Origin of the sequence: Nostoc sp. 'Peltigera membranacea cyanobiont' 232 (assembly GCF_002245985.1) — a bacterium.
Classification (GTDB): Bacteria; Cyanobacteriota; Cyanobacteriia; order Cyanobacteriales; family Nostocaceae; genus Nostoc.
Genome location: NZ_NOLK01000034.1, coordinates 17549 through 38958 on the forward strand (window position 1 = coordinate 17549; position 21410 = coordinate 38958).

The window sequence follows — 21410 nt, forward strand, 5'->3', positions numbered from 1 at the left end:
GCCCACACGACTGGCTCCCCTACTGATACTTATATTTTTTCAAAAATCAAATATGATTCCTATAAAGATTAAAATTACGAATTATTTAACTTGCTTCCTTCAAATAGGATAAATATGTATTTGCCCAAATCGCTGCTTGAGTGCGATCGCGCAAATTTAACCGATTTAAAATATTCGTCACATGATTTTTGACCGTACCCTCAGAAATGTAGAGTTGTTGAGCAATTTCTCGGTTACTAGCGCCTGTAGCAATTAACCGCAAAACCTCTTTTTCTCTAGGAGTAAGTTCGGCTAAAGTTGATGGCACAGGCGGTGACTGGGTGATTATACCATTAGAAAACTGAGTTAATAGCTTTTTAACTATACCTGGGCCTAATTGAGTATATCCTTTATAAACAGCACGAATAGCAACAGCTAATTCTTCTGATGGTGTATCTTTCAATAAATAACCCATTGCCCCATTTTGCAATGCTGCTGATACATATTCATCATCATCAAAAGTTGTTAGGACTAAAATTTTAGTTTTTGCAAAACGTTTTTGAATCTCCTGCGTGGCTGCAACTCCATCCATAATAGGCATTCTAATATCTAGCAATACGACATCTGGCTGGAATTCAGCAACCAAATTAATTGCCTGTTCGCCATTTTCTGCTTCTCCGACTATCTCTAAATCTGGTTCTAATTCTAATAACGCTCTTAATCCTTGACGAATTAAACTTTGGTCATCTACCAACAATACTTTAATCATCATCTCAACCTCATTAAAGGAATATTAACTGTAATTTTGCAACCAGAACCAGGAGCGCTATTAATATTAAACTCACCTCCAAGTGCTAAAGTGCGATCGCGCATACTATGAAGTCCAAAACCAGTAGTATTTTGCCCTAAATCAAAACCTCTACCATTATCCTGAATTATCAATCGCAAATTTCCTCTGGTTGTCGTGAGTTCCAGTTTAACCTCGGTTGCATAACCATATTTAGTTATATTTGTCAAAGATTCTTGAATAATCCGGTAAATAGCAGTATTGATTTCAGGTGGTAGAGAATATTCCAGGTTGATTTGGCAAATTGGTAAAATGCCATTAGAGCGATGAAAATTTTCTGAAAGACTAGCGATCGCACTATCTAAAGACTGCTCTTGTAAGGGATTGTAACGCATAGTAGAAACAGATTGGCGGACATCTTTTAGCGCCTTGGAACCTAATTCTTTTGCTGTTGCTAGAAATGTTTCAGCCTTACCTGGGTTAGATTGCCACAGTTTTAAAGCTGTTTCTAATTGCAAATTTAAAGCAGTTAGAGAATGTCCTAATGAATCATGAATTTCACGAGCAATGCGGTTACGTTCTTCTAAGGTAGCTTGATTTTCAATTCGCATAGCATATTCGCGGAGTTTTTCGTTAGCGATCGCTAGCTTTTCTCGGCTGTGGCGTTCAGATAACACTGCATTCATCATCAACAACACAAAAACCAAACTTAAGCCAAATACTAGCGACCAATTCAAGCTAAGAAATCTGAATTTTTCTTGTGCTTGTGGAGATGCTTGTAAATTGAATAGTTGATATTTTAACTGTGTCGTAAATAGAAATAACGTAAAGGATAGGGAGGTAACAAATAAACGTCCAGGTAAGTTAAATATTAGGCAGCTGCGAGTAACTAAAATTATGTACAGAAAGGGGAAAAGACGAGCAAATCTTTCACCAAATAATCCAGTAGTTAAAATTAATAAAATTTCAATCGCCGTGTATATTATTTTAGATGTCTTGCTCTTGGTAGGTAATATTAAGCCCATTAATGCAAAAATAACCAGACTATAAATTGACAGTTCTGGCAATAGATTGCAAACTGATAAGTCGGGAAATGTACCACAAATTGATAGCTCTGGAGGTTTGGGATGAAATCGCCGTAACGGAGGTGGGATCACTGCTGTTAATGCAGTGATCGCCAGTAGTATCCACTCCAGATAAAGTAGAGATGGAAAAGGATGCTTGTTAATTTTAAATTGACTATTCATCAGTCATTTTGCTCCAGTTAATGAATGAGTTAAGAGTTTGGAGTTATAAATCCTAACTCTTTTAACGGTTACTTCGGCAGTTTAAAATTTTCGCCAAGTGAGTAATTAATAGTAAATGCAGGGGATAAAAACATTATGCAATAAGCTAAATAAAGATTTATAAATCAATCATCATAAAAATATTCATCATTTATAACTTTTAACTCCTAACTCCCACCTCCTAACTATTTATTGTCAATCAAATTTGTCAAAATTCAATCATGACTAAAGTCATGGGTAAAACCATGACCTTCTCCTCATGTAACTACTAAAGATAAGTTCTTATGATGGTGACAACCAACCAGGAAAAACCCACAGGATAAGTAATGAAACTCAAAGTATTATCGCTAGTCGCTGGAGCGATCGCTCTAACTTTAACTGCAACCTCCTTTGCTGTTGACGCTCAAACAGCCTCTCCTTCACCCTTGTTACTGGCACAAACTCCACAAAAAGAAAGGGGCCCTTGGAAAGACTTAAATCTAACAGATGCCCAAAAAACCCAAATTCAGACAATTCGCCGCGATAGCCGCACCAAATTTGAAGCAGTTTTGACCCCAGAACAAAAGGCAAAATTAGAAGCGGCGAAACAAGCGCATCAGGCTGAACGGCAAGCGCGTAAGGCTCAGGGGCAAACAGGTCAAGGGCAACCAGGTCAGCATCATGGTCGCAAAAAAGGTAATTTTGCTGATTTAAATCTGAGTGAAGCACAGAAAACCCAAATGCGACAAATTCGGGAGTCTGAGAAACAACAGATTCAAGCAGTCTTAACCCCCGAACAGCGCCAGAAAATAGAGCAATTCCGTCAAAATGCTCCTTCTCGCCGTCAACAAAGCAATCCTCAATAATAATCTTTCAAAAAATAATAATTCTGGGATGGGCAGTGCTGCCCATCTCATCCCAAGATAGATTATGATGCAACCCTTTGCTGCTTCTCCAAATCCTACTCCTCGCCTGCAACAGGTTTTAGATTTAATCGATCGCGTCGCCGTAGCACAAGGACGAGATGTTCCCCAAATTGTGGAAATAGAGAGATTGCGTTTTCTCCCTACTGGCACTTTTGGCAGAACTTGGGCGAATTTCCTCAATGAACACAATCTACAACCTTTTACCACTGGTAGCCGTCGGAAACAACTCCATGATGGGATTCACGTCCTTACAGGCTATGGTGCTGACTTGATTGGTGAAGTAGAAGTACAAGCATTTTTATTAGGAACAAAATTTAGCACAAGTAACTTGATGCTGGGGCTAGGACTGTTGCGAGTCATCCATAAAAACCTAAATTCTCAACAACAATTTAGCTGGGACAGACTCTGGCAAGCATATCAACGCGGTTGTAACTCCCACCTTGACCCAGATACTTGGCAACCAGAATTACTGTGGCACTTACCCTTGACTGATGTCCAGTCATTATTTTCCACAGTCAAAAATTAATAGACTTCTTGCAGAAGATGCGGAAAGGGGAAAATTTCATCCCCTTTCCCTTTCCCTTTTTTAGGATTAGTTCTTTCAAAGTAACTTCTAAAATCTCTGCTTTCCTCTCTGCGCTCTCCGTGCCTCTGCGGTTTAAAAGTGATTTATTGAACCACATCTGCCCAATTCCCCATTTACTAGACTTTCAAGATAGTTATGAGTTATGAGTTAATCAAAACTCCTAGCTTGATTAAGATGTCTCAAGAATTCGCAATTGGTAGTAAAGTGCGGGTTGTGGCACTACCGCCCTACGTCAAAACAGCTGAACCTATGCCCATGCTGCGCCCCCCTGATGTTATTCGCATTGGTGAAGAGGGTATAGTGATTGACCGCCGTCCCGGTGGATATTGGGGTATTCGGTTCACCAGGGGAGCCTTTCTGCTAGATAGCCAATACATCGAAAGCACAGATAACCCTCCCAAATCTGACTCTAAGTGAGATTTGCTGCAACCAAGAATTGTAAACTTGTGTAAAGTTGTGATTCTGGTTTACACCATGATTTCCCGCCGCACTTTTTTAAACATATTATTTGCCAGCTGTATTTCTGTCATCAGCTGGCTGAACTTTACCCCTGTTGCTGATGCTCTTGGTGGTAAACTTCCTACAATTAATCAACCCGCACCAGAGTTTACTTTGCCAACTAACACAGGTGATGGCAAAATTTCCCTCTCTGACTTGCGCGGTAAGTGGCTAGTCCTCTACTTTTACCCTAAAGACTTCACCTCTGGTTGCACCATAGAAGCTCGTCGTTTTCAGCAAGACTTACCTCAATACCTTGATAAAAATACCCAAATTATTGGCGTAAGTGCTGATGACATTGATTCTCATGCCAAATTTTGTGATTCAGAGGGACTAAAATTCCCACTATTGGCTGACACCGATGGTTCAGTGAGCAAAGCTTATGGTTCGTGGCTCGGTTTCTTATCGAGCCGCCATAGTTTTATCATCGATCCTCAAGGCATCTTGCGCGAGACCTTTGTCAAAGTCAACCCAAACATTCACAGTTCAGAAGTGCTGGCACGATTAGAAAAGTTGCAATCCACAGCTTCTTAGAGGATGTTTGAAAAGTCCTATTGTAGGTATTAAAACGTTCTAGATCCCCCTAAATCCACGCCACTTGCTTCACTTGGGGAGACCCCTTCTCTACGAGACGCTCCGCGAAGGCGTTACCCGGATTTCTCACCACATCTCTCAAAACCTTGTGCAGGGGAGCAGGGGAGCAGGGGAGCAGGGGAGAGATTTGTACAAGTTCTTTCCCCTCTGCCCCTCTGCCTCTCTGCCCCTCTGCATTTCAAGCTTGTGAGAAATGCGGGGTTAGCCTCTCCCTTTGGGAGAAGACCGCAGTGGCTCCCCTTAATAAGGGGGAATTTGATTCTTCCCCCTTTTTAAGGGGGGTTAGGGGGGATCGCTGAGTACCTAAAATCACAGCGAAATACTTGTTCATTCATCCTCTTAGACCTCAATTAAGACAAGGGGCTTAAGCCCCTTGTTCTTCAACGTATAATAAACCCATATTTTTTGAGTACATCCTTCGCTTGACTGTCAGATAAAAACTGGATAAATTCTTTGGCTGCGGGAATATTTTTACTGCTTTTAATTACTGCCATTGGATAGACAATTGGTGAGTGAAACTTATCGTCAGCAGCGACTACAACTTTTACCTTATTGGAGATTTTGGCATCAGTGGCGTAAACTAAACCAGCTTCGGCGTTACCACTTTCTACTGCTGCTAAAACTTGACGCACATTGTTAGCAAAAACCAATTTGGACTTTACCCGATCGTAAAGTTTCAATTTCTTTAATACTTGCTCCCCATATTGACCGGCGGGTACACTTCTGGGTTCACCGATCGCAATTTTTTTAATCTTACTATCTGTTAAATTGTAGAAGCTATTAATGCCAACAACATCCTGAGCCACAATCAAGACTAAACGGTTATTTGCCAGGTTAGTCCGGCTACCTGGTACCAAAAGTCCTTTTTCTTCTAAGGCATCCACTTGTTTTTTGCCGGCAGAAATAAAGATGTCGGCTGGCGCACCTTGTTCAATCTGTTGCTGCAAAGCACCAGAAGCCCCAAAATTATAATTAATGTTGACATCTGATTTACTTTGTTGGTACAAAGGCTTAATTTCTTCTAGTGCCTCTTTTAAGCTGGCGGCTGCGGACACGAGGATAGTGGTGTTTGACTGTGCTATTACAGGAGAAGGAGTAACTAACGGTAAACCGATTGCCAAGAACAAGCCAGCAACTGCTACACCCAGGAAACCAAGAATTTGTCTTCTTTTCATAGAATAAGGTGCTTGAGAGGTTTTTTTCTAAAATTGATGCTAGGTAGAATCGTACCAATAATACCAAGATTTTCCCAACTATATCGGTAAAATTATGCCTAAAAAAGAACAAGGCTGGGTCACATTCCAAACCTCAGAAGAGGAACGAAAGATTTTAGAAGAGTTTTGCGGCCAGTCGCAGCGAACCAAGACCGAAATTCTGCGGGAATTAGTACGCGGTCTTAATCAACACTCTTCACCATCCAATTCCCTACCAGCTGAGGAACATATCTACACTCAAAACCCGGAGATAAAAATTAGTACTCAAAACCCTGAGATAGAAATTAGTACTCAAAAGAAATCACTCAAAGTTAGCTCCCGCAATATTCTGAAGGGTGTTGTTAAACGAGTTGTTACAGGAGCAGTTAATAGTGAGGTGACACTGGAGATTATTCACAGAGTTGAGTTAACTTCGATTATCACCAGAGTATCGGTAGAAGAGTTAGATTTGTCTGAGGGGAAAGAGGCTTATGCCGTTATTAAGTCCAACGATATAGTTATTGCCAGAGAATAGGAGTAGGAAAAGATTTGTGATTTTACCGAAGAAGAATTCAGGAGTCAGGAGCCAGAATTCAGAATTGAATTCTGTGCGACTGGTGGATAGCGAGTCTGTGAGCGTCTGAATCATGCTAAGACAGCCCTCGACAACTCTTGGAGACGCTGCGCGAACAGACATGGGGTATTCTGACTCCTGAATTCTGACTTCTGACTCCTTTTCATTAAACTTTACTTTAATACTCTTGGATTAAGTTTTGTCGGACTCGATTTTTCCATAGTCAAGTTTAATAATTCGGTTGGCTAAATGAAAATAGCGGTCGTCGTGGCTAATCACTAGTACTGTTTTGCCCCGCGATCGCAGTTCTGGTAGTAGTTGAGTGTAAAATATTTCTTTGAATACTGGATCTTGATCGGCTGCCCACTCATCAAATAGATAAATTGGTCGATCTTCCAAATAGGCTGTAAGCAAAGCTAGCCGTTTCCGTTGTCCTTGAGAAAGTGCTGTGGTGGAAAGTTGCCCATTTTCAACTTTCACTTTATGGTCTAGTTGCAGTTGTTTTAAATATTTTTTGGCTTGAATATCCAAGTCGCCATTTTTTAATCCCAAAAGTTCTTCAAATAAATAAAAGTCGGAAAACACCACGGAAAAATGCTGGCGATACCATTCTTGGTTCTGTTCGCTAATTAACTCATTATCAAACCAAATTTCGCCATTTTCAGGGATATAGAGTCCGGTAATTAGTTTAGCTAATGTAGATTTACCGCTACCATTCCCGCCGACAATAAAGACTAATTCTTGAGGAGAGAGTGTCAAATCGATGGGGCCAAAGGTAAAGCTATTGTCTTCTTGAACTGTGTAGTAAGTGTGGGTAACACTTTTAAATTTTAAGCTTTGCCAATCATCTTTCAGAGCAGGTGGAACAGTTGATATTTCAGTTCGACTAGCTAGAGATAAACCCAATGACTCGATTTTTTGCAAGGCAATACTGGCTTTGCTTAATAGGGGAAGTTTGCTGATGATGTTATCCATTGGTAACACCAAGTAAGTGAAAGTCAAAATGTAACCAGAAAGAGTTTCAGAATTGATGGTAAGCAGATTCGGCAACACGAATAGGACAAAACCGAGGGCAAAAAAGAATATGAGTTGACCCCAGCTTGATGTTATGGCAAAAAGGGTCAGGCCGTTAACATTGTGATGACGAAACTCGTTAGCAGTTGATTGCAGTTTTTCTGCTAAAAAGTCTTCACGTCGCCTGTAATTTAGTTTGAGTTCCTTGACTCCTTCGGTAATAGTGCGAAAATGTTTAAACAGATGATCCTCATCTTCACGAGCTAAGGCCAGCAATTTCCCACCTCTGTTGAGTAGCCACTGACAACTAGCGATCGCTACTACTGAAATCCCACAAACCATCACCAGTACTAACCAAGAAAGCCAAGTTATGTACGCTATGCAGCCCAGGACGATCGCTAAATTAATAAAAATGAAAGGCATCTGATAAACAGCATTAGCAACCGCCTGAATATCTTCTGTGAGAGTTGCCAATAATCGAGGATTCCCTAAGCGTTCCAGATGACTCAATTCAGAAGTGAGAATCTGGCGACTCAAACGCATCCGTAATTGCAAAACGGCATTCTGAGAAAGACGAATCAGCATCACTTGAGAAATGATACTGGTAATCAGTGCAACGATCGCCAGCCCCACAAAACCCCAAGCGATGGATGTGAAGCGGGAAGCGGAACTGCTACTTGCTGTATGGCTAATTAAGGCAATTAAGCCAGCACTACTACCGCCACTCAGGAATCCGGTGGCGATCGCGATCGCTACCATTCCCCATGAAGAACGCAAAAGAAAGTAAATCAAATTCATGACAGTGGCTTGCAAACTAATTCAGTTCGCTTTTCTAGGAGAAATTTTATATCTTACAGTTAAAAACTTCTGAAAGATCGCGGTAAGCTAGTTTGGATGACAGCTGATTACGTCAATAGATTGTCAAATTAGCTGTTCAGTCTTCTGGGGTGAAATTTGCGATGACTGTAAATCTGAAGTCTTTAGAGAACCCAACTTATATAGCGGCCGATTCAAAGACCGCTCCCATCACTAAGAGAACCAGCTACGTTCCCTCAAACCATCGACGCATTCTGTGTATTTTTCCCAAGTACAGCCGCTCCTTTGGTACTTTTCATCACGCTTACCCACTTATGGGTAAAGTTCGGGCTTTTATGCCACCCCAAGGTATTTTAATTGTGGCTGCCTACTTACCTCAAGAATGGGAAGTGCGGTTTATTGATGAGAATGTCAAATCAGCAACGAGGGGTGATTATCAATGGGCTGATGTGGTGATTGTGAGTGGAATGCATATCCAAAAACCACAGATTAATCAAATTAACGAACTTGCCCATCGAGCCGGGAAAATTACAGTTGTCGGTGGCCCTTCGGTATCCGGGTGTCCAGAATATTATCCTGAATTTGACATTTTAAATTTGGGTGAATTAGGAGATGGAAGCGATCGCACGATCGAGTATCTAGACCAAAATCTGGAACGTCCCCAAGCGCAAATCCGCTTTGAAACCAAGGAACGTTTGCCCCTAACAGAGTTTCCCACCCCAGCTTATCATTTGCTGAATATCAATGATTATTTTCTGGCAAATGTCCAGTTTTCCAGTGGTTGCCCTTATCACTGTGAGTTTTGTGATATTCCCGAACTCTATGGCAACAGTCCCAGGATGAAAACACCAGAGCAAGTAGTCGCCGAGTTAGACGCAATGCGACAATCTGGCAATTTGGGGGCAGTGTATTTTGTCGATGATAACTTTGTTGGCGATCGCCGCGCCGCTATGAAGTTACTACCTCATCTGATTGACTGGCAAAAACGCAATGGCTACCCCATCCAGTTTGCCTGTGAAGCAACACTCAACCTAGCTCAAAGTCCCAAACTGCTAGAGATGATGCGCGAAGCTTATTTTTGCACAATCTTTTGCGGGATCGAAACACCTGAACCAAATGCTCTCCATGCCATTTCCAAAGACCAAAATCTGAGTATGCCGATTTTAAAAGCAATTCAGGTTTTGAATAGCTATGGTATGGAAGTAGTATCAGGAATCATCATTGGGTTAGATACAGATACACCACAAACAGCAGACCGAATTATCGAATTTATTCGAGCATCGCAAATTCCGATGTTGACAATTAACCTACTTCATGCACTACCAAGAACTCCTTTATGGCGGCGGTTAGAAGCAGAAGGACGACTTCTCTTTGATGAAAACCGCGAATCAAATGTTGAGTTTTTAATGCCCTACGAGCAAGTTATTGAGATGTGGCGGCGTTGTATCACAACTGCTTATGAGCCGGAATTTTTATATGAGCGGTTCGCCTACAACATGGAACACACCTATCCAAACCGCATCAAAATTCCTAACAGCCCGTCTCGCGTTTCTGGAGCTAATATTCGCAAAGGTTTAACTTATTTAAGTAATATTTTGCTGCGGGTAGGCATATTTAGTAACTATCGTCAAACTTTCTGGAAAATGGCGAAGCCAGCACTAAAAGCAGGTAATATTGAAAACTTGATTCACGTTGGACTTGTCGGACATCATTTGATTAAATTTGCCCAAGATTGCGCCAAAAACGAAGAATCAGCTTCGTTTTATTCCCAAAAAATCCTCACCAAAGTCCGTAGCTAATGACCTTTTTTTAATTAAAAATTAAAAGTTAAAAATTGAGAAGAATAATAATTTTTAATTAATTTGGGGTACAAGCGCCCACTGATAGCGTAGCGTAAAGTCTTCTCTTCGAGAGGCTTCTCTTTCAGAGACGCTACGCGAATGCCAACGGCATGGCATCGCTTAGAGCGAGCGTCTTGCAATTTTTAATTAATAATTTTTAATTTTTAATTAGAGCGTTCGCGCAGCGTCTCGTAGAGAAGCGACTTGACACGGCGGCAGAGGTGGAATCCGGGCGATCGCTCCGGCTCTGAGCAGTTCCGGGCGCAAGGCGTAGGCGAGCAAACCATCTGGCTTGGCGTGATATTGACTAGCACAGTCAAGTATGGCAGTTGCTGTCTTCTCTACACGTTCAGCATCAGCAGGCAGATCGCCGAATAAGTAGGTGTGTTTGTTAGGAGAGACGAAAGCAATTGCACAAGCCCGATCGCAAACACCCATACATTCAACGGGTTGAATCGAGAACTCATCTTGCAATACCCAGTCATGATATAGGGTTTGTAATTTCTCTAGCAGCCGTTCACCATCGCTTTTCGCAACATCCGGTTTTGCCTGATGACTACTTCCACATCTCGTACAGACAAATATAATGTGTTGATGATTCATAGATAAATTGCAGGGTTCAATTTCTCATCCTGTGTCTATAAAAATTCATGTCGAACACTCAATGTATCCGACATGAATTATTAGGCAATCAGCCTGTTTGGTCATTGGTGAAGAAACTCAGAGCAAATGTATTTACCAACCGAATGGTCGATACTGACTTAGGAAACACTACGCTTCCAAGTCAACCCGGTACGCGGAGTCTGCCTGTGTCGCAGCCAGAGTCCCAGCAGCAAACCAATTACCACAATTCCGGTGAAATAAGTCAGCGAAATCAACCGGACAGCCATCGGCGGAGCGACACCTTCAACTGGAATATTCTCTGCAACTTGGAATGGCTGAAATTGCTCTTTTGCCTTTGCTTGCGGCGCAACCTCGATAACAACGCTATGGGGGGCACCGTCAAAGAATTCCTGCTCCCACGCCAATTTTCCGTTGCTATCTGGAGTCCCCTCATAAGCAAACGCCACCCAATTATTTTCGAGTTGGGTGGTTGTTACCTTCAACACCACATCTGTTACAGGTTGGCTGGTTTTAGGATCGCTGACGCTGACCTGCAATTTGGCGGGTTGACCCACCGTTGCACTTTTGTCACCCGATAATTGCATATAAAGTCCTTGAGACTGCAATTTAGCGGGCTTACCAGAGGACGGAACTTCTTCTCCCATACCTGGCATCGACATGTGCGATTCGGCAAGTTCAGCGCTGATATTGACCCAGAGGAGTGCAGCGATCGCTACTACAATCAATCCACTCAACAACAATCGCACCTGTTGCGGGGCAATTTCTCCCGGTTGAATCGCTTGTCTGCCCCCAATCACCCAACCTCCTAGTAGCCCAACTGCCAGTAAAATCACAACCAGAATGGCAAAGTAGCGGAACTTTAAGGGATTTTCCGGCAGCGTCAGCGTCAGCGTTTGCTGAATCGGCTCAAAGGCATTGGCAACGAGCGGAGTAACTGCTACCAGGAGTTGATACGTTCCCCGGATCGGCAGGGTTTGTTGAACCTGCAACTGACCTGTTGGTGCATTGCCCTCAATATCCAGCAACTTTGTCCCCTCGACGATGGGAAAATCTGTTGTGAACCAAGGGTTTTTAAGAGGGGTGAACAATTGCAAGTGGATTTTGGCATCCTTTAAAGATTGCCCTTGAGCATCGAAGGCTTGCAGCATCAGATGCACTGGCGGATTGTAGTGTCCCGAACCCAACACTGTAGTGGCTTCAGCCTCAAGGGGTCGAACCTGATTAATCGGTGGATTAGTTGTTAGCCGCACCGATGGTTGAGGGGATTGGGCAAGTCCGATCCAACCATACAGGATAATTGCGATCGCGCAAATCGCACCAATCGGCTTAGACCACTTAAATAAAGTCATTTGATTTCTTCACTCCTGCTAATCATTGACTCAATGAACTAATGGCAACTCACCATCAGGGTGTGGTGACGCAGAGTATGAGTCGTGTCATGGATAGCGGGGTATGTAGTGAAATAAATTGTCCACAAAGTCAAAGAACACAGTGCAATATAGAGCGCAGATTGTACAGGCACTGATAGCACTTGAGTGGTGACTTGTTGCTGAATCGAATTAGAAGATTGAACTGTCATTTTGTACCTCGCAGATAAAACGATATTAATGGTTGATTCGGTAGGCATTCTGACTTCTAAAGTCAGCAGTGAACGGTAAATGACTGAAAACAGATGAATAAGACTCTATATGAGCCGTCTTAGCATACTGAGCCAGCTATTTCGTTGTCATTCATGAAAATTACTTATATTGACATCGACGTAAGGTTTAGTAAAACCTATCTAAATGACAGACGTATTGCAATCTTATGTCAAAAGTGTGACTAACTAGACAACTGCACTCAGAAAGAATTCCCTAGACAAGCCAATTAGGGATTAGCAAAAAAATTTAGGACTGGGATCGGCTATGCTACTTTTTAGGTTTTATCCTAAAAAAGTGTTAAGTATAGGACTCCTATTTGATTTTTGAACAAAATTAGGTATGTAGGGTGTGTTAGAACGAAGTTCGTAACGCACCACTATCAAGGGTTTCGTGCCGTACTCTCCGCGATAACACCCTACGTATCTTTTCAGNAAATCAAACCGGATTCCTATAGAACCGCCGAACTACATATAAGGAAATATACCTGTGAAAAAAACTTTGTTTCTCAGCCCTCCTTCCTTCGATGGTTTTGATGGTGGAGCCGGTTCCCGATATCAAGCCAAGCGTGAGATTACTTCTTTCTGGTATCCTACATGGCTGGCGCAACCCGCAGCCCTTGTGCCTGGTAGCAAGCTTATAGATGCACCCCCACACGGTCAAACAGTAGAAGATGTCATTGAAATTGCTCAAGATTACGAGCTAATTATCATGCACACCAGCACGCCTTCGCTGCCTAATGATGTGAAGTGCGCCGAGACAATCAAGGCTCAAAACCCTAATGTCCAGATTGGTTTGATTGGAGCGCACGTAGCAGTATTACCAGAACAGACGCTGATTGAAAACCCGATCGTTGACTTTGTGTGTCGCCACGAATTCGACTATACCTGCAAAGAAATCGCCGAAGGGAAATCTTGGGAAGAAATCACAGGTCTAAGCTACCGCGATCGCCAGGGTAATATCCGTCATAATGAAGACCGCCCTTTGATTCACGATTGGGATTCTATGCCCAGTGTGTTGCCGGTTTATCACCGCGATTTGGATATTACCAAATACTTTATTGGCTACTTACTGCATCCATATATTTCCTTTTACACTGGGCGGGGCTGTCCGGCAAAATGTACCTTCTGCCTTTGGCCGCAAACAATTGGCGGACACTTATACCGCACTAAAAGCCCTGAAGCAGTTGGGCGGGAGATGGAAGAAGCCAAAGCGATCTTCGGCGACAAGGTGCGAGAATATATGTTTGATGACGACACCTTTACGATTGACAAACATCGAGCGATCGCAATTAGCGAACATCTGCGGCGACTCAAACTGACTTGGAGTTGCAACGCCCGCGCCAATCTCGACTATGACACCCTCAAACAACTACGCGATAATGGCTTACGTCTACTCTTAGTCGGATTTGAATCTGGCAATCAGCAAATTCTAGACGGGATTAAAAAAGGAATCAAGCTAGAAGTCGCGCGGAAGTTTATGGAAAATTGTCATAAACTTGGCATCACCGTACATGGCACATTTATCATTGGTTTACCCGACGAAACCCCACAAACAATAGAAGAAACAGTCCGGTTTGCTTGCGATATTAGTCCTCATACAATTCAGGTTTCCATCGCCGCTCCCTATCCCGGAACAGAACTTTATCGTCAAGCACAAGAAAATAATTGGTTTAGCAACAGTTCTTTAGTTGCTAGTTCAGGAATTCAAATGTCTACACTGCAATATCCAAATCTATCCAGTGCTGAGATTGAGGATGCAGTTGAGAAAATGTATCGGAAGTTCTACTTCCGTCCCAAAGCGATTATCCCAATTGTTGGTGAAATGCTTACCGATCCCCAAATGTTAGTACGCCGCTTGCGTGAAGGGCGAGAATTTTTCTCTTACTTAAAAGACCGTCGCACTCAAGCAACTGCAAAAGCAGAATCAGTAGTTGTTGGTTAGTTGTTGGTTATTTTTATGGAGGAAGTGACAGGAACCCAGCTAAATAAGTAAATGAACAAAAATATTTACAGTGATTGCGATCGCAATGACACTGTGTAATTAATTCTGTCTTAAAAATATAAAACTTATGCAAGCACAGCGATTCGCCATCATTAATGGTGATGACTTTGGTTTCTCTGAAGGAGTTAATCAAGCAATTATCAAAGCACACAAACAAGGAGTGCTAACTAGTACCAGCCTGATGGTGAGCGCTGATGCTGCAAAAGAGGCTGTCACCTTAGCAAGTGCCCACCCAAATCTGGCTGTTGGTCTACATCTTGTGTTGGTATGTGGAAAGTCTGTCTTACGGCCAGAGCAGATTCCCCATTTAGTTGACAAAGAAGGTAACTTTTCCAACAGTCCATTAAACGCTGGATTGCGCTATCAATTTGTTAGGGAAACCCGTCAAGAACTGCGGCAAGAAATTCGCGCCCAGCTAGAAAAATACCGTTCTACTGGTTTGCCTCTCTCTCATGTTGATGGACATTTGCATTTGCATGTACATCCGGTAGTCTTGCGTATTTTAGTTGACTTGGCACCAGAATTTGATATTAAAGTAATTCGTCTTCCCAGTGAGGAACTAGAGATTACCTTGAGAGTTAATCGTAATAATCTACTGACAAAGCTAGTTTGGTCAGCAGTATTTGGCAGACTACGCCGCTATGGTGAGAAGCTGCTAGAGTCTCAAGGTATTAGCTTTACTCAAAGAGTTTACGGCTTATTGCAAACTGGTGGCATTACAGAGGAATATTTACTTGGGTTGATACCCCAAATCCAGGCAAACTTGGTAGAGATTTACTCTCATCCAGCGATGCCTGCGGGGGGCTTCGCCAACGCAAATGGAGAACTAGGCACAGGCGAAGCAGAACTGGCTGCATTGTTAAGCGATCGAGTCCGCGAAGCGCTCCTTAATAACGGCTTTGAAATTACCAACCATTATTTCCTATCCCAACGTATTACCTAAATTTGATTTTCCATAATTCAAAAGTAATAGCTTTGTCATCCAAATTACATTTAACGTACATATAAAAATCTTAAACTTCTCGGCAGTGAATCTAGAAAATACTAATATTAATTGCCTGGTAATCAATGGCTATGTTTGCATCTACTGTCTTAACAAATCTTCACCTGATTTTTATTAATTTTCTGATAACTTTGTGCATATTATCTGTTTTGTTTTATTGCTATGCAATTTATGCAGCAATAACTTTTTTTGCCGATCCCCAGCCAATCGATCTAGAGTTTCATCCACCTGTTAGTATCCTCAAACCCATTTGTGGGCTTGATAGCAATGCTTACGAAAATCTCGCCTCATTTTGTCAGCAGGACTATCCAAAATATCAAATCATCTTTGCTGTGCAAAACTCTGAAGACCCTTGCATAGAGGTTGTAGAGAAAATTATCTACAATTTCTCAGAATTGGATATTTCGTTAATAGTAAGCGATCGCGTCATTGGTACAAACTTGAAAGTTAGCAACTTAGCCAATGCTGCAACCAAAGCGAAATACGAAATTCTCGTCCTTGCTGATAGTGACATTCGAGTTGGAAGAGACTACTTGCAAAGAGTTATCCAGCCATTTCAAGACGAAAGTGTGGGTGTAGTTACCTGTATGTATCGAACCTTAGCTCAAGGATGGATATCGATATTAGAAGCTATTGCTACTACTACAGAATTTCATGCAGGGGTTTTAGTCAGCAATATCAAAGAAAATGGTATAAAATTTGCCTTTGGTTCCACCATTGCCATCCCGAAAAAAGTACTAGAAGCGATCGGTGGATTTGAAGCGATCGCTGATTATCTGGCAGATGATTTCCAACTTGGCTATCTACCTGTGCAAGCAGGTTACAAGGTTGTGCTTTCCGACTACATCGTTGAACACGTACAGATAAGCAACAATTTAGTTGATGCCATCAGACGGCAGATTCGTTGGGCGCGTGGTAAACGAGTATCTCGTCCTTGGGGTTATGTAGGACTCATTTTTACCTATGGTGTAGTCAGTAGCTTGTTGCTGTTAATTGCCACGGATGGTTCAATATTAGGATGGCTAGGATTATCTATCTGTTGGATAACAAGATTGGTGATGGCTTGGGTTGTTGGTACTATCAGTTTGAAAGATCCAATAGTCAAAAAGTTTCTGTGGCTTGTTCCTGTATGCGACTTGTTCAGCTTTGCTATTTGGTGTTTTGGCTTGATTGGCAACACTATAGAGTGGCGAGGACAACAACTGAAGCTAACTAAAGATGGAAAGCTATTAGTACAAGAAGACAAAAGTTATGAATTATCAATTATCAATTAAGGGAACTCCAAAAAATAAATTATTCAATTTGTCTACTCAACTAGACTTCTTTCTTCCTTGTCTCCCTTGTCTTCCTTGTCCCCCTTGTCCCTCTGCGACGGAATATTTTTTTACTTGGAAATCCCTAAGGTTTTGACTAATAGGGGCGCATAGCTAAACCCGCTTGGTGAAAACGTTTTGCCCTCACCCCCAGCCCCTCTCCCAAGAGAGAGGGGAGCTAGACATTCAATTCCCCTTCTCCTTTGGGAGAAGGGGTTAGGGGATGAGGGCGCGAGGGATTTGCAAAACGCCTGTCTGATATAGTTTTCGGCTTAAGTTGACACGTATGATAGCAGTGCTGCCCTAGCGCGTGTTGCATCCAAACGAGAACCGCTATATATATTCAAAGACCAGATCAAATTCAAGTTTATCTATGATCGCAAAGCCTTGGGATGCTCAACTTGCTTACTGGCTAGTTAAACCTCTAAAAGACAGTTGGGTAAACCCCAATCATCTTACTACAGTGCGACTTTTGACAGGGTTGGCGGCTGCGATCGCCCTCGCAGTTGGTAATACCATTTGGGTTAACATTGGGGCATGGCTATTTGCTTTATCTAACTTTCTCGATCATACAGACGGTGAATTAGCTCGTTTGAGTGGGAAAAGCAGCAAATGGGGACATCAATATGACCTTGTTAGTGATGCCATCATCCATATTCTATTGTTTGTGTGTATTGGATATGGTATTAGGGAGGGAAAACTTGGTTGGTGGGCGTTGGTGATGGGGATAGTATCTGGCGTGTCTGTTGCTTGCATCTTTCATTTGCGAAACCAAATGGAACAGCGTTTAGGTAAAAACGCCAGTCGTCAACCAAATTTCGCCGGGTTTGACATCGAAGATGTGCTGTATTTGTTTCCCATAGTTACCTTACTAGATGGACTAGAGCCGTTACTAATAGCAGCTACAATTGGGGCACCAACCTTTGCTTTATGGGTAATTTGGCAATTTTTTGCACTCCCACAGTCTGAAGCAAATTAAGGGAATTGGGAATTGGGAATTGGGAATTGGGCACAAAATAAGGTGAGTTCGATGAACTTTTCCCTGCCTTGAACTAAAATTCAATGAATGTTGATTTTTGCAATCCTGTACTAGTATCAAACTATCAATGGAGCTTCAAACTGAAATTGATAAAGCTATAGCAGTTGTTGATTACCAAAAACTTCAAGCTGAGTTTCAAGCACAGAATGAATTGTTGGTGGTTGAGAACTTTCTCCCTAACTCCATCATCAAGCAGTTTCTAACCCTGTTGCCATCTTTGCAACCTGCTATCAACCGCAACTATATTCCCAATTATAAAAAGGGCGGTAGTATCAGCCGCTATAGTTTAGACAGCCTCGCTCCGATTTTTAGAGAGTTTTATCAACTCAGTGCCTTTTTTGAGTTCCTGAACAAAATTACGGTAGAAAAACTCCTTCCCTGTCCTGATACCGATCCCCATACTTACGCGCTGTACTATTACACTGAGCCTGGAGACCACATTCAGTATCATTACGATACCTCTTACTATCACGGGAAACGCTATACAGTGTTGCTTGGGTTAGTTGATAATTCATCCAGTAAGCTGGAATATCAACTCTACAAAGATATTGCAGAACGGGAGACACAAACGCGATCGCTCTCCCTAAGCCCTGGTACTTTAGTATTATTCAATGGTGATAAACTTTACCATCGAGTTACGCCTTTGGGTAACAACGAACAGCGCATTGTCTTGACTTTGGAGTACGTCACCGACACCCGTATGGGTATGTTAAAACGTTTTGTCTCGAATATGAAAGATGCGATCGCTTATTTTGGTTTTCGCCAAGTGTTTCGCAGTTAAGGTAACTAGTACCCAGCCTTCTACTTGTATTCTCCAATCACCTCGATTTTACCCACAATATTGCTGTTTAACTCTTCTAGTTCTTCGGCTGGAATCCACCATTCTGTATGATATGAAGCCCCAACTTGATGAACTTCATACTTATCCATGAAAACTTTCTTAACCTCAAATCGTGTAACATAACCCACGCCACTGTCCCGAATATTCCATTTAGTCGCAATTTCCTGGGCATACTGCTTGTTTGTAACTGGGTAGAAAATTGGCTGTTCAGGTAATCTCGCCGGCCATTTGGTGTAATCGCTTTGTTTAACTAGTTCTAGCTCTTTTGGCCCAGTGGGGCGATACAGAGTTACTGTTTCTTCCATGTTAAGAATTAATTAACAAATATTGTCTTGAGCAAAAAACAGTCATTATAAAATACTGGGAAAATTTATAGATTTCCTGGTGTTTTAGCTTTGTTGGTGACTTGACGATGAAGGCAATTATATTAGCTGCTGGCGTTGGACGACGCTTAGGTAAAGACGGGCAAATCCAACCCAAATGCTTACTGAATTTTAACGGCAAATCTCTATTAGAGCGCCATTTGAACCATCTCCGTCATTACCAGATTGATGAAGTAGTGATTGCTGTGGGTTATCAAGCACAAAGAATTCAGGATGAAATCAAAGCACTGGGAGCCGAAAAGTGGGTCAGTACTGTTTATAATGCTGATTATACCAAAGGTAGTGTAATTAGCCTTTGGACTGTACGTCAGCATCTAGCTGCTGGTGATGACATATTATTAATGGATGCAGATGTGTTGTGCGATCGCCGCATCGTCGAACGACTAGTAAAGACAAATGTCCCTAACTGCTTCTTGCTGGATCGAGATTTTGAACCGGGAGATGAACCCGTGAAGCTTTGTGTGAGAGATAATTATCTAGTGGAGTTTCGCAAACAAGTAGCTCCTGGTTTGACTTACGATTTTGCAGGCGAGTCAGTGGGATTCTTTCGTTTTGGAAGTGCTGTTGCTCAACGTCTTGCGACTCGCACAGAACAATATGTTGCAGACGGACGCGATAATGAACCTTATGAAGAAGTAATTCGGGATCTATTGTTAGAAACTCCAGAAACATTTGGTTACGAAGACATCACTGGATTACCTTGGCTCGAAATTGATTTTCCCCAGGATATTCAACGCGCCCAAAATGAGATTTTACCTCAGATAGAAGTTGTAGAAAATCTCTAAAAATATCTTCATCATATATATAGGTTGAAAAAAGCAGAATAGATGCATCAAATATTTGCACCCACAGATACCACTGCAAACTTAAATAAGTGTGCCCAATTGCGGCTATTACTAGAATCGCCTCAACTCGACTTCATTATGGAAGCTCACAATGGGATTAGCGCCCGGATTGTGGAAGAGGCTGGATTTAAAGGAATTTGGGCGAGTGGATTAGCCCTTTCGGCTCAATATGGCGTTCGAGATAATAATGAAGCCAGTTGGACTCAAATTGTGGAAATGCTTGAGTTCATGTCTGATGTCACCAACATCCCCATCTTGCTAGACGGAGATACAGGTTATGGCAACTTTAACAACATGCGTCGCTTAGTCAAGAAGTTAGAACAGCGAGGTATTGCTGGAGTTTGTATTGAAGATAAACTTTTTCCCAAAACCAACAGCTTTATTAACGGTAGTCGCCAACCTTTGGCTGATATTGATGAATTCTGCGGCAAAATTAAAGCAGGTAAGGATAGTCAGACAGACCCAGATTTTTGCATCGTCGCCCGACTCGAAGCTTTGATTGCCGGTTGGGATCTCTCAGAGGCATTACGCCGAGCCGAAGCTTACCACGCCGCTGGAGCAACCGCTATTTTAATTCACAGTAAATCATCGCGCCCCGATCAAGTGCTAGCCTTTGCTAAAGAATGGGCGGGTCGTTCGCCGTTAGTGATTATACCGACTAAATATTACAGCACGCCTACTGATGTTTTTCGCAAAGCTGAAGTTAATTTGGTCATCTGGGCAAACCATCTGATTCGATCTGCTGTTGCTAGTATGCAAGCGATCGCACGCGAAGTAAAAGCTAGTGAAACTTTAATCAACATTGAAGATGATATTGCGCCTGTAAAAGAAATTTTCCGGCTACAGGGTGCGGATGAACTGTTAGAAGCTGAAAAGCGCTACTTCAACAACGGACGACATGATATCCAAGCGATCGTTTTGGCTGCTAGCAGAGGCCAAGAATTAGCAGGATTGACGCAAGATAAACCAAAAGTCATGCTACCCCTTGGAGGTAAACCTCTACTCAGGTTGTTGGTGGACAAATTTAAGAAACTTGCCATCAACGATATTACAGTGGTCGCAGGTTACAAAGCAGAAACTATCAATGTTCCGGGGACTAAAGTCATCCGCAACCCAGATTATGAAACAACGGGAGAATTAGCATCCTTAGCTTGCGCTCAAAGTAGCTTCAGCGAAGAAATGCTGGTGCTTTACGGCGATTTACTATTTAGAAGCTACATCTTGCGTGATTTATTAGAATGTCCCGGAGAAATTGTGGCTGTAGTTGATTCTGTGGCGAACAGCAAGTCTGTTAGCGGTTCACCTGACTACGCTTATTGCTCAATTCCAGACGATCTTTCTCTGTTTGGACAGGATGTCAACTTGTTGGATATTTCTAAAACGACACAAACGCAATTAGGAAACTCTAGCGGCCGCTGGATTGGGATGCTGCGCCTGCGGAGTCAAGGTAGAGAGTGGCTGAGTGAAGCACTCAATGAATTGCAAAAACGACCGGAATTCAACAGTTTGGGTTTGCCGGAATTATGCAATTATTTAATCGAGCAAGGCAAACCTATTAAGGTGCTTTATATTCGTGGTAACTGGTTAGATGTTAATTCTTTAGACGATCTTGACCTTGCTTTTCAATTGAAACAATAGGGAGTGGGGA

The 21410-nt window shown here is 42.2% G+C and carries 21 protein-coding genes; 13 read left to right on the plus strand and 8 right to left on the minus strand.

Annotation, left to right across the window (positions count from 1 at the left end; genetic code table 11):
• Window positions 1–85 precede the first annotated feature (85 nt).
• Window positions 86–748, minus strand: coding sequence for a response regulator (locus CDG79_RS13925; protein ID WP_094342643.1), 663 nt, complete (start codon window positions 746–748; stop codon window positions 86–88).
• Window positions 748–2013, minus strand: coding sequence for a sensor histidine kinase (locus CDG79_RS13930; RefSeq protein WP_094342644.1), 1266 nt, complete (start codon window positions 2011–2013; stop codon window positions 748–750). Before CDG79_RS13930 ends, CDG79_RS13925 begins: the two co-directional genes overlap by 1 nt.
• Window positions 2014–2378: 365 nt before the next feature.
• Between CDG79_RS13930 and CDG79_RS13935 the strand changes: the two genes are divergently transcribed.
• From CDG79_RS13935 to CDG79_RS13950, 4 genes are all read left to right on the plus strand, one after another.
• Complete coding sequence (locus CDG79_RS13935) at window positions 2379–2897, plus strand: Spy/CpxP family protein refolding chaperone (protein ID WP_094342645.1); 519 nt, start codon at window positions 2379–2381, stop codon at window positions 2895–2897.
• A 64-nt stretch (window positions 2898–2961) separates the two neighbouring features.
• Entirely contained in the window at window positions 2962–3483 is a 522-nt protein-coding gene (locus CDG79_RS13940; protein ID WP_223278143.1) for a ubiquinone biosynthesis protein COQ4, read from the plus strand.
• 234 nt (window positions 3484–3717) lie between these two features.
• Window positions 3718–3960, plus strand: a complete 243-nt coding sequence (sipA, locus tag CDG79_RS13945; protein ID WP_094329425.1) for a regulatory protein SipA — start codon at window positions 3718–3720, stop codon at window positions 3958–3960.
• A 57-nt stretch (window positions 3961–4017) separates the two neighbouring features.
• On the plus strand, window positions 4018–4575 hold the full coding sequence (locus CDG79_RS13950; RefSeq protein WP_094329424.1) for a peroxiredoxin: 558 nt from the start codon (window positions 4018–4020) through the stop codon (window positions 4573–4575).
• Window positions 4576–5015: 440 nt separating this feature from the next.
• On the opposite strand, the gene modA is transcribed toward CDG79_RS13950, so the two are convergent.
• Window positions 5016–5810: a molybdate ABC transporter substrate-binding protein gene (gene modA, locus CDG79_RS13955; protein WP_094342646.1), complete on the minus strand. Its 795-nt coding sequence runs from the start codon at window positions 5808–5810 to the stop codon at window positions 5016–5018.
• Window positions 5811–5904: 94 nt separating this feature from the next.
• On the opposite strand from modA, the gene CDG79_RS13960 reads away from it, so the two are divergent.
• On the plus strand, window positions 5905–6363 hold the full coding sequence (locus CDG79_RS13960) for a TOBE domain-containing protein (RefSeq protein WP_094342647.1): 459 nt from the start codon (window positions 5905–5907) through the stop codon (window positions 6361–6363).
• 231 nt (window positions 6364–6594) lie between these two features.
• Here the strand turns inward: CDG79_RS13960 and CDG79_RS13965 are convergent, their stop codons facing one another.
• The gene (locus tag CDG79_RS13965; RefSeq protein ID WP_094342648.1) at window positions 6595–8214 is read right to left on the minus strand and encodes a cyclic peptide export ABC transporter; all 1620 of its coding nucleotides are present in this window, start codon (window positions 8212–8214) and stop codon (window positions 6595–6597) included.
• 161 nt (window positions 8215–8375) lie between these two features.
• On the opposite strand from CDG79_RS13965, the gene CDG79_RS13970 reads away from it, so the two are divergent.
• A complete protein-coding gene (locus CDG79_RS13970; protein WP_094342649.1) occupies window positions 8376–10031 on the plus strand; it encodes a B12-binding domain-containing radical SAM protein in 1656 nt (551 codons plus the stop codon).
• A 210-nt stretch (window positions 10032–10241) separates the two neighbouring features.
• Here CDG79_RS13970 and CDG79_RS13975 read toward each other — a convergent pair whose 3' ends face one another.
• The 3 genes from CDG79_RS13975 to CDG79_RS13985 form a co-directional block, all read right to left on the minus strand.
• Window positions 10242–10676 (minus strand): DUF1636 family protein, encoded by a 435-nt coding sequence (locus CDG79_RS13975; protein WP_094342650.1) that lies wholly within the window; start codon window positions 10674–10676, stop codon window positions 10242–10244.
• Window positions 10677–10834: 158 nt separating this feature from the next.
• Window positions 10835–12046 carry a hypothetical protein gene (locus tag CDG79_RS13980; RefSeq protein WP_094342651.1) on the minus strand — a complete coding sequence of 404 codons (1212 nt, stop codon included), beginning with the start codon at window positions 12044–12046 and terminating at the stop codon, window positions 10835–10837.
• 38 nt (window positions 12047–12084) lie between these two features.
• Window positions 12085–12276, minus strand: coding sequence for a CbtB-domain containing protein (locus tag CDG79_RS13985; protein ID WP_094342678.1), 192 nt, complete (start codon window positions 12274–12276; stop codon window positions 12085–12087).
• A 547-nt stretch (window positions 12277–12823) separates the two neighbouring features.
• Here CDG79_RS13985 and hpnJ point away from each other — a divergent pair.
• The 5 genes from hpnJ to CDG79_RS14010 all read left to right on the plus strand — a co-directional run bounded on the left by hpnJ (window position 12824) and on the right by CDG79_RS14010 (window position 18474).
• A complete protein-coding gene (hpnJ, locus tag CDG79_RS13990) occupies window positions 12824–14278 on the plus strand; it encodes a hopanoid biosynthesis associated radical SAM protein HpnJ (protein ID WP_094342652.1) in 1455 nt (484 codons plus the stop codon).
• Between the two features lie 127 nt (window positions 14279–14405).
• Window positions 14406–15281, plus strand: coding sequence for a hopanoid biosynthesis-associated protein HpnK (gene hpnK, locus CDG79_RS13995; RefSeq protein ID WP_094342653.1), 876 nt, complete (start codon window positions 14406–14408; stop codon window positions 15279–15281).
• A gap of 131 nt (window positions 15282–15412) precedes the next feature.
• Entirely contained in the window at window positions 15413–16615 is a 1203-nt protein-coding gene (gene hpnI, locus CDG79_RS14000; RefSeq protein WP_094342679.1) for a bacteriohopanetetrol glucosamine biosynthesis glycosyltransferase HpnI, read from the plus strand.
• A gap of 412 nt (window positions 16616–17027) precedes the next feature.
• Window positions 17028–17633: a CDP-alcohol phosphatidyltransferase family protein gene (locus CDG79_RS14005; protein ID WP_094342654.1), complete on the plus strand. Its 606-nt coding sequence runs from the start codon at window positions 17028–17030 to the stop codon at window positions 17631–17633.
• Window positions 17634–17760: 127 nt separating this feature from the next.
• Window positions 17761–18474, plus strand: a complete 714-nt coding sequence (locus CDG79_RS14010; RefSeq protein ID WP_094342655.1) for a 2OG-Fe(II) oxygenase — start codon at window positions 17761–17763, stop codon at window positions 18472–18474.
• 20 nt (window positions 18475–18494) lie between these two features.
• On the opposite strand, the gene CDG79_RS14015 is transcribed toward CDG79_RS14010, so the two are convergent.
• Complete coding sequence (locus tag CDG79_RS14015; RefSeq protein WP_094342656.1) at window positions 18495–18839, minus strand: hypothetical protein; 345 nt, start codon at window positions 18837–18839, stop codon at window positions 18495–18497.
• A 107-nt stretch (window positions 18840–18946) separates the two neighbouring features.
• Here CDG79_RS14015 and CDG79_RS14020 point away from each other — a divergent pair, with 107 nt between their 5' ends.
• A complete protein-coding gene (locus tag CDG79_RS14020) occupies window positions 18947–19702 on the plus strand; it encodes a phosphocholine cytidylyltransferase family protein (RefSeq protein WP_094342657.1) in 756 nt (251 codons plus the stop codon).
• Window positions 19703–19744: 42 nt separating this feature from the next.
• Entirely contained in the window at window positions 19745–21400 is a 1656-nt protein-coding gene (aepX, locus tag CDG79_RS14025) for a phosphoenolpyruvate mutase (protein WP_094342658.1), read from the plus strand.
• The last annotated feature ends 10 nt before the right edge of the window (window positions 21401–21410 follow it).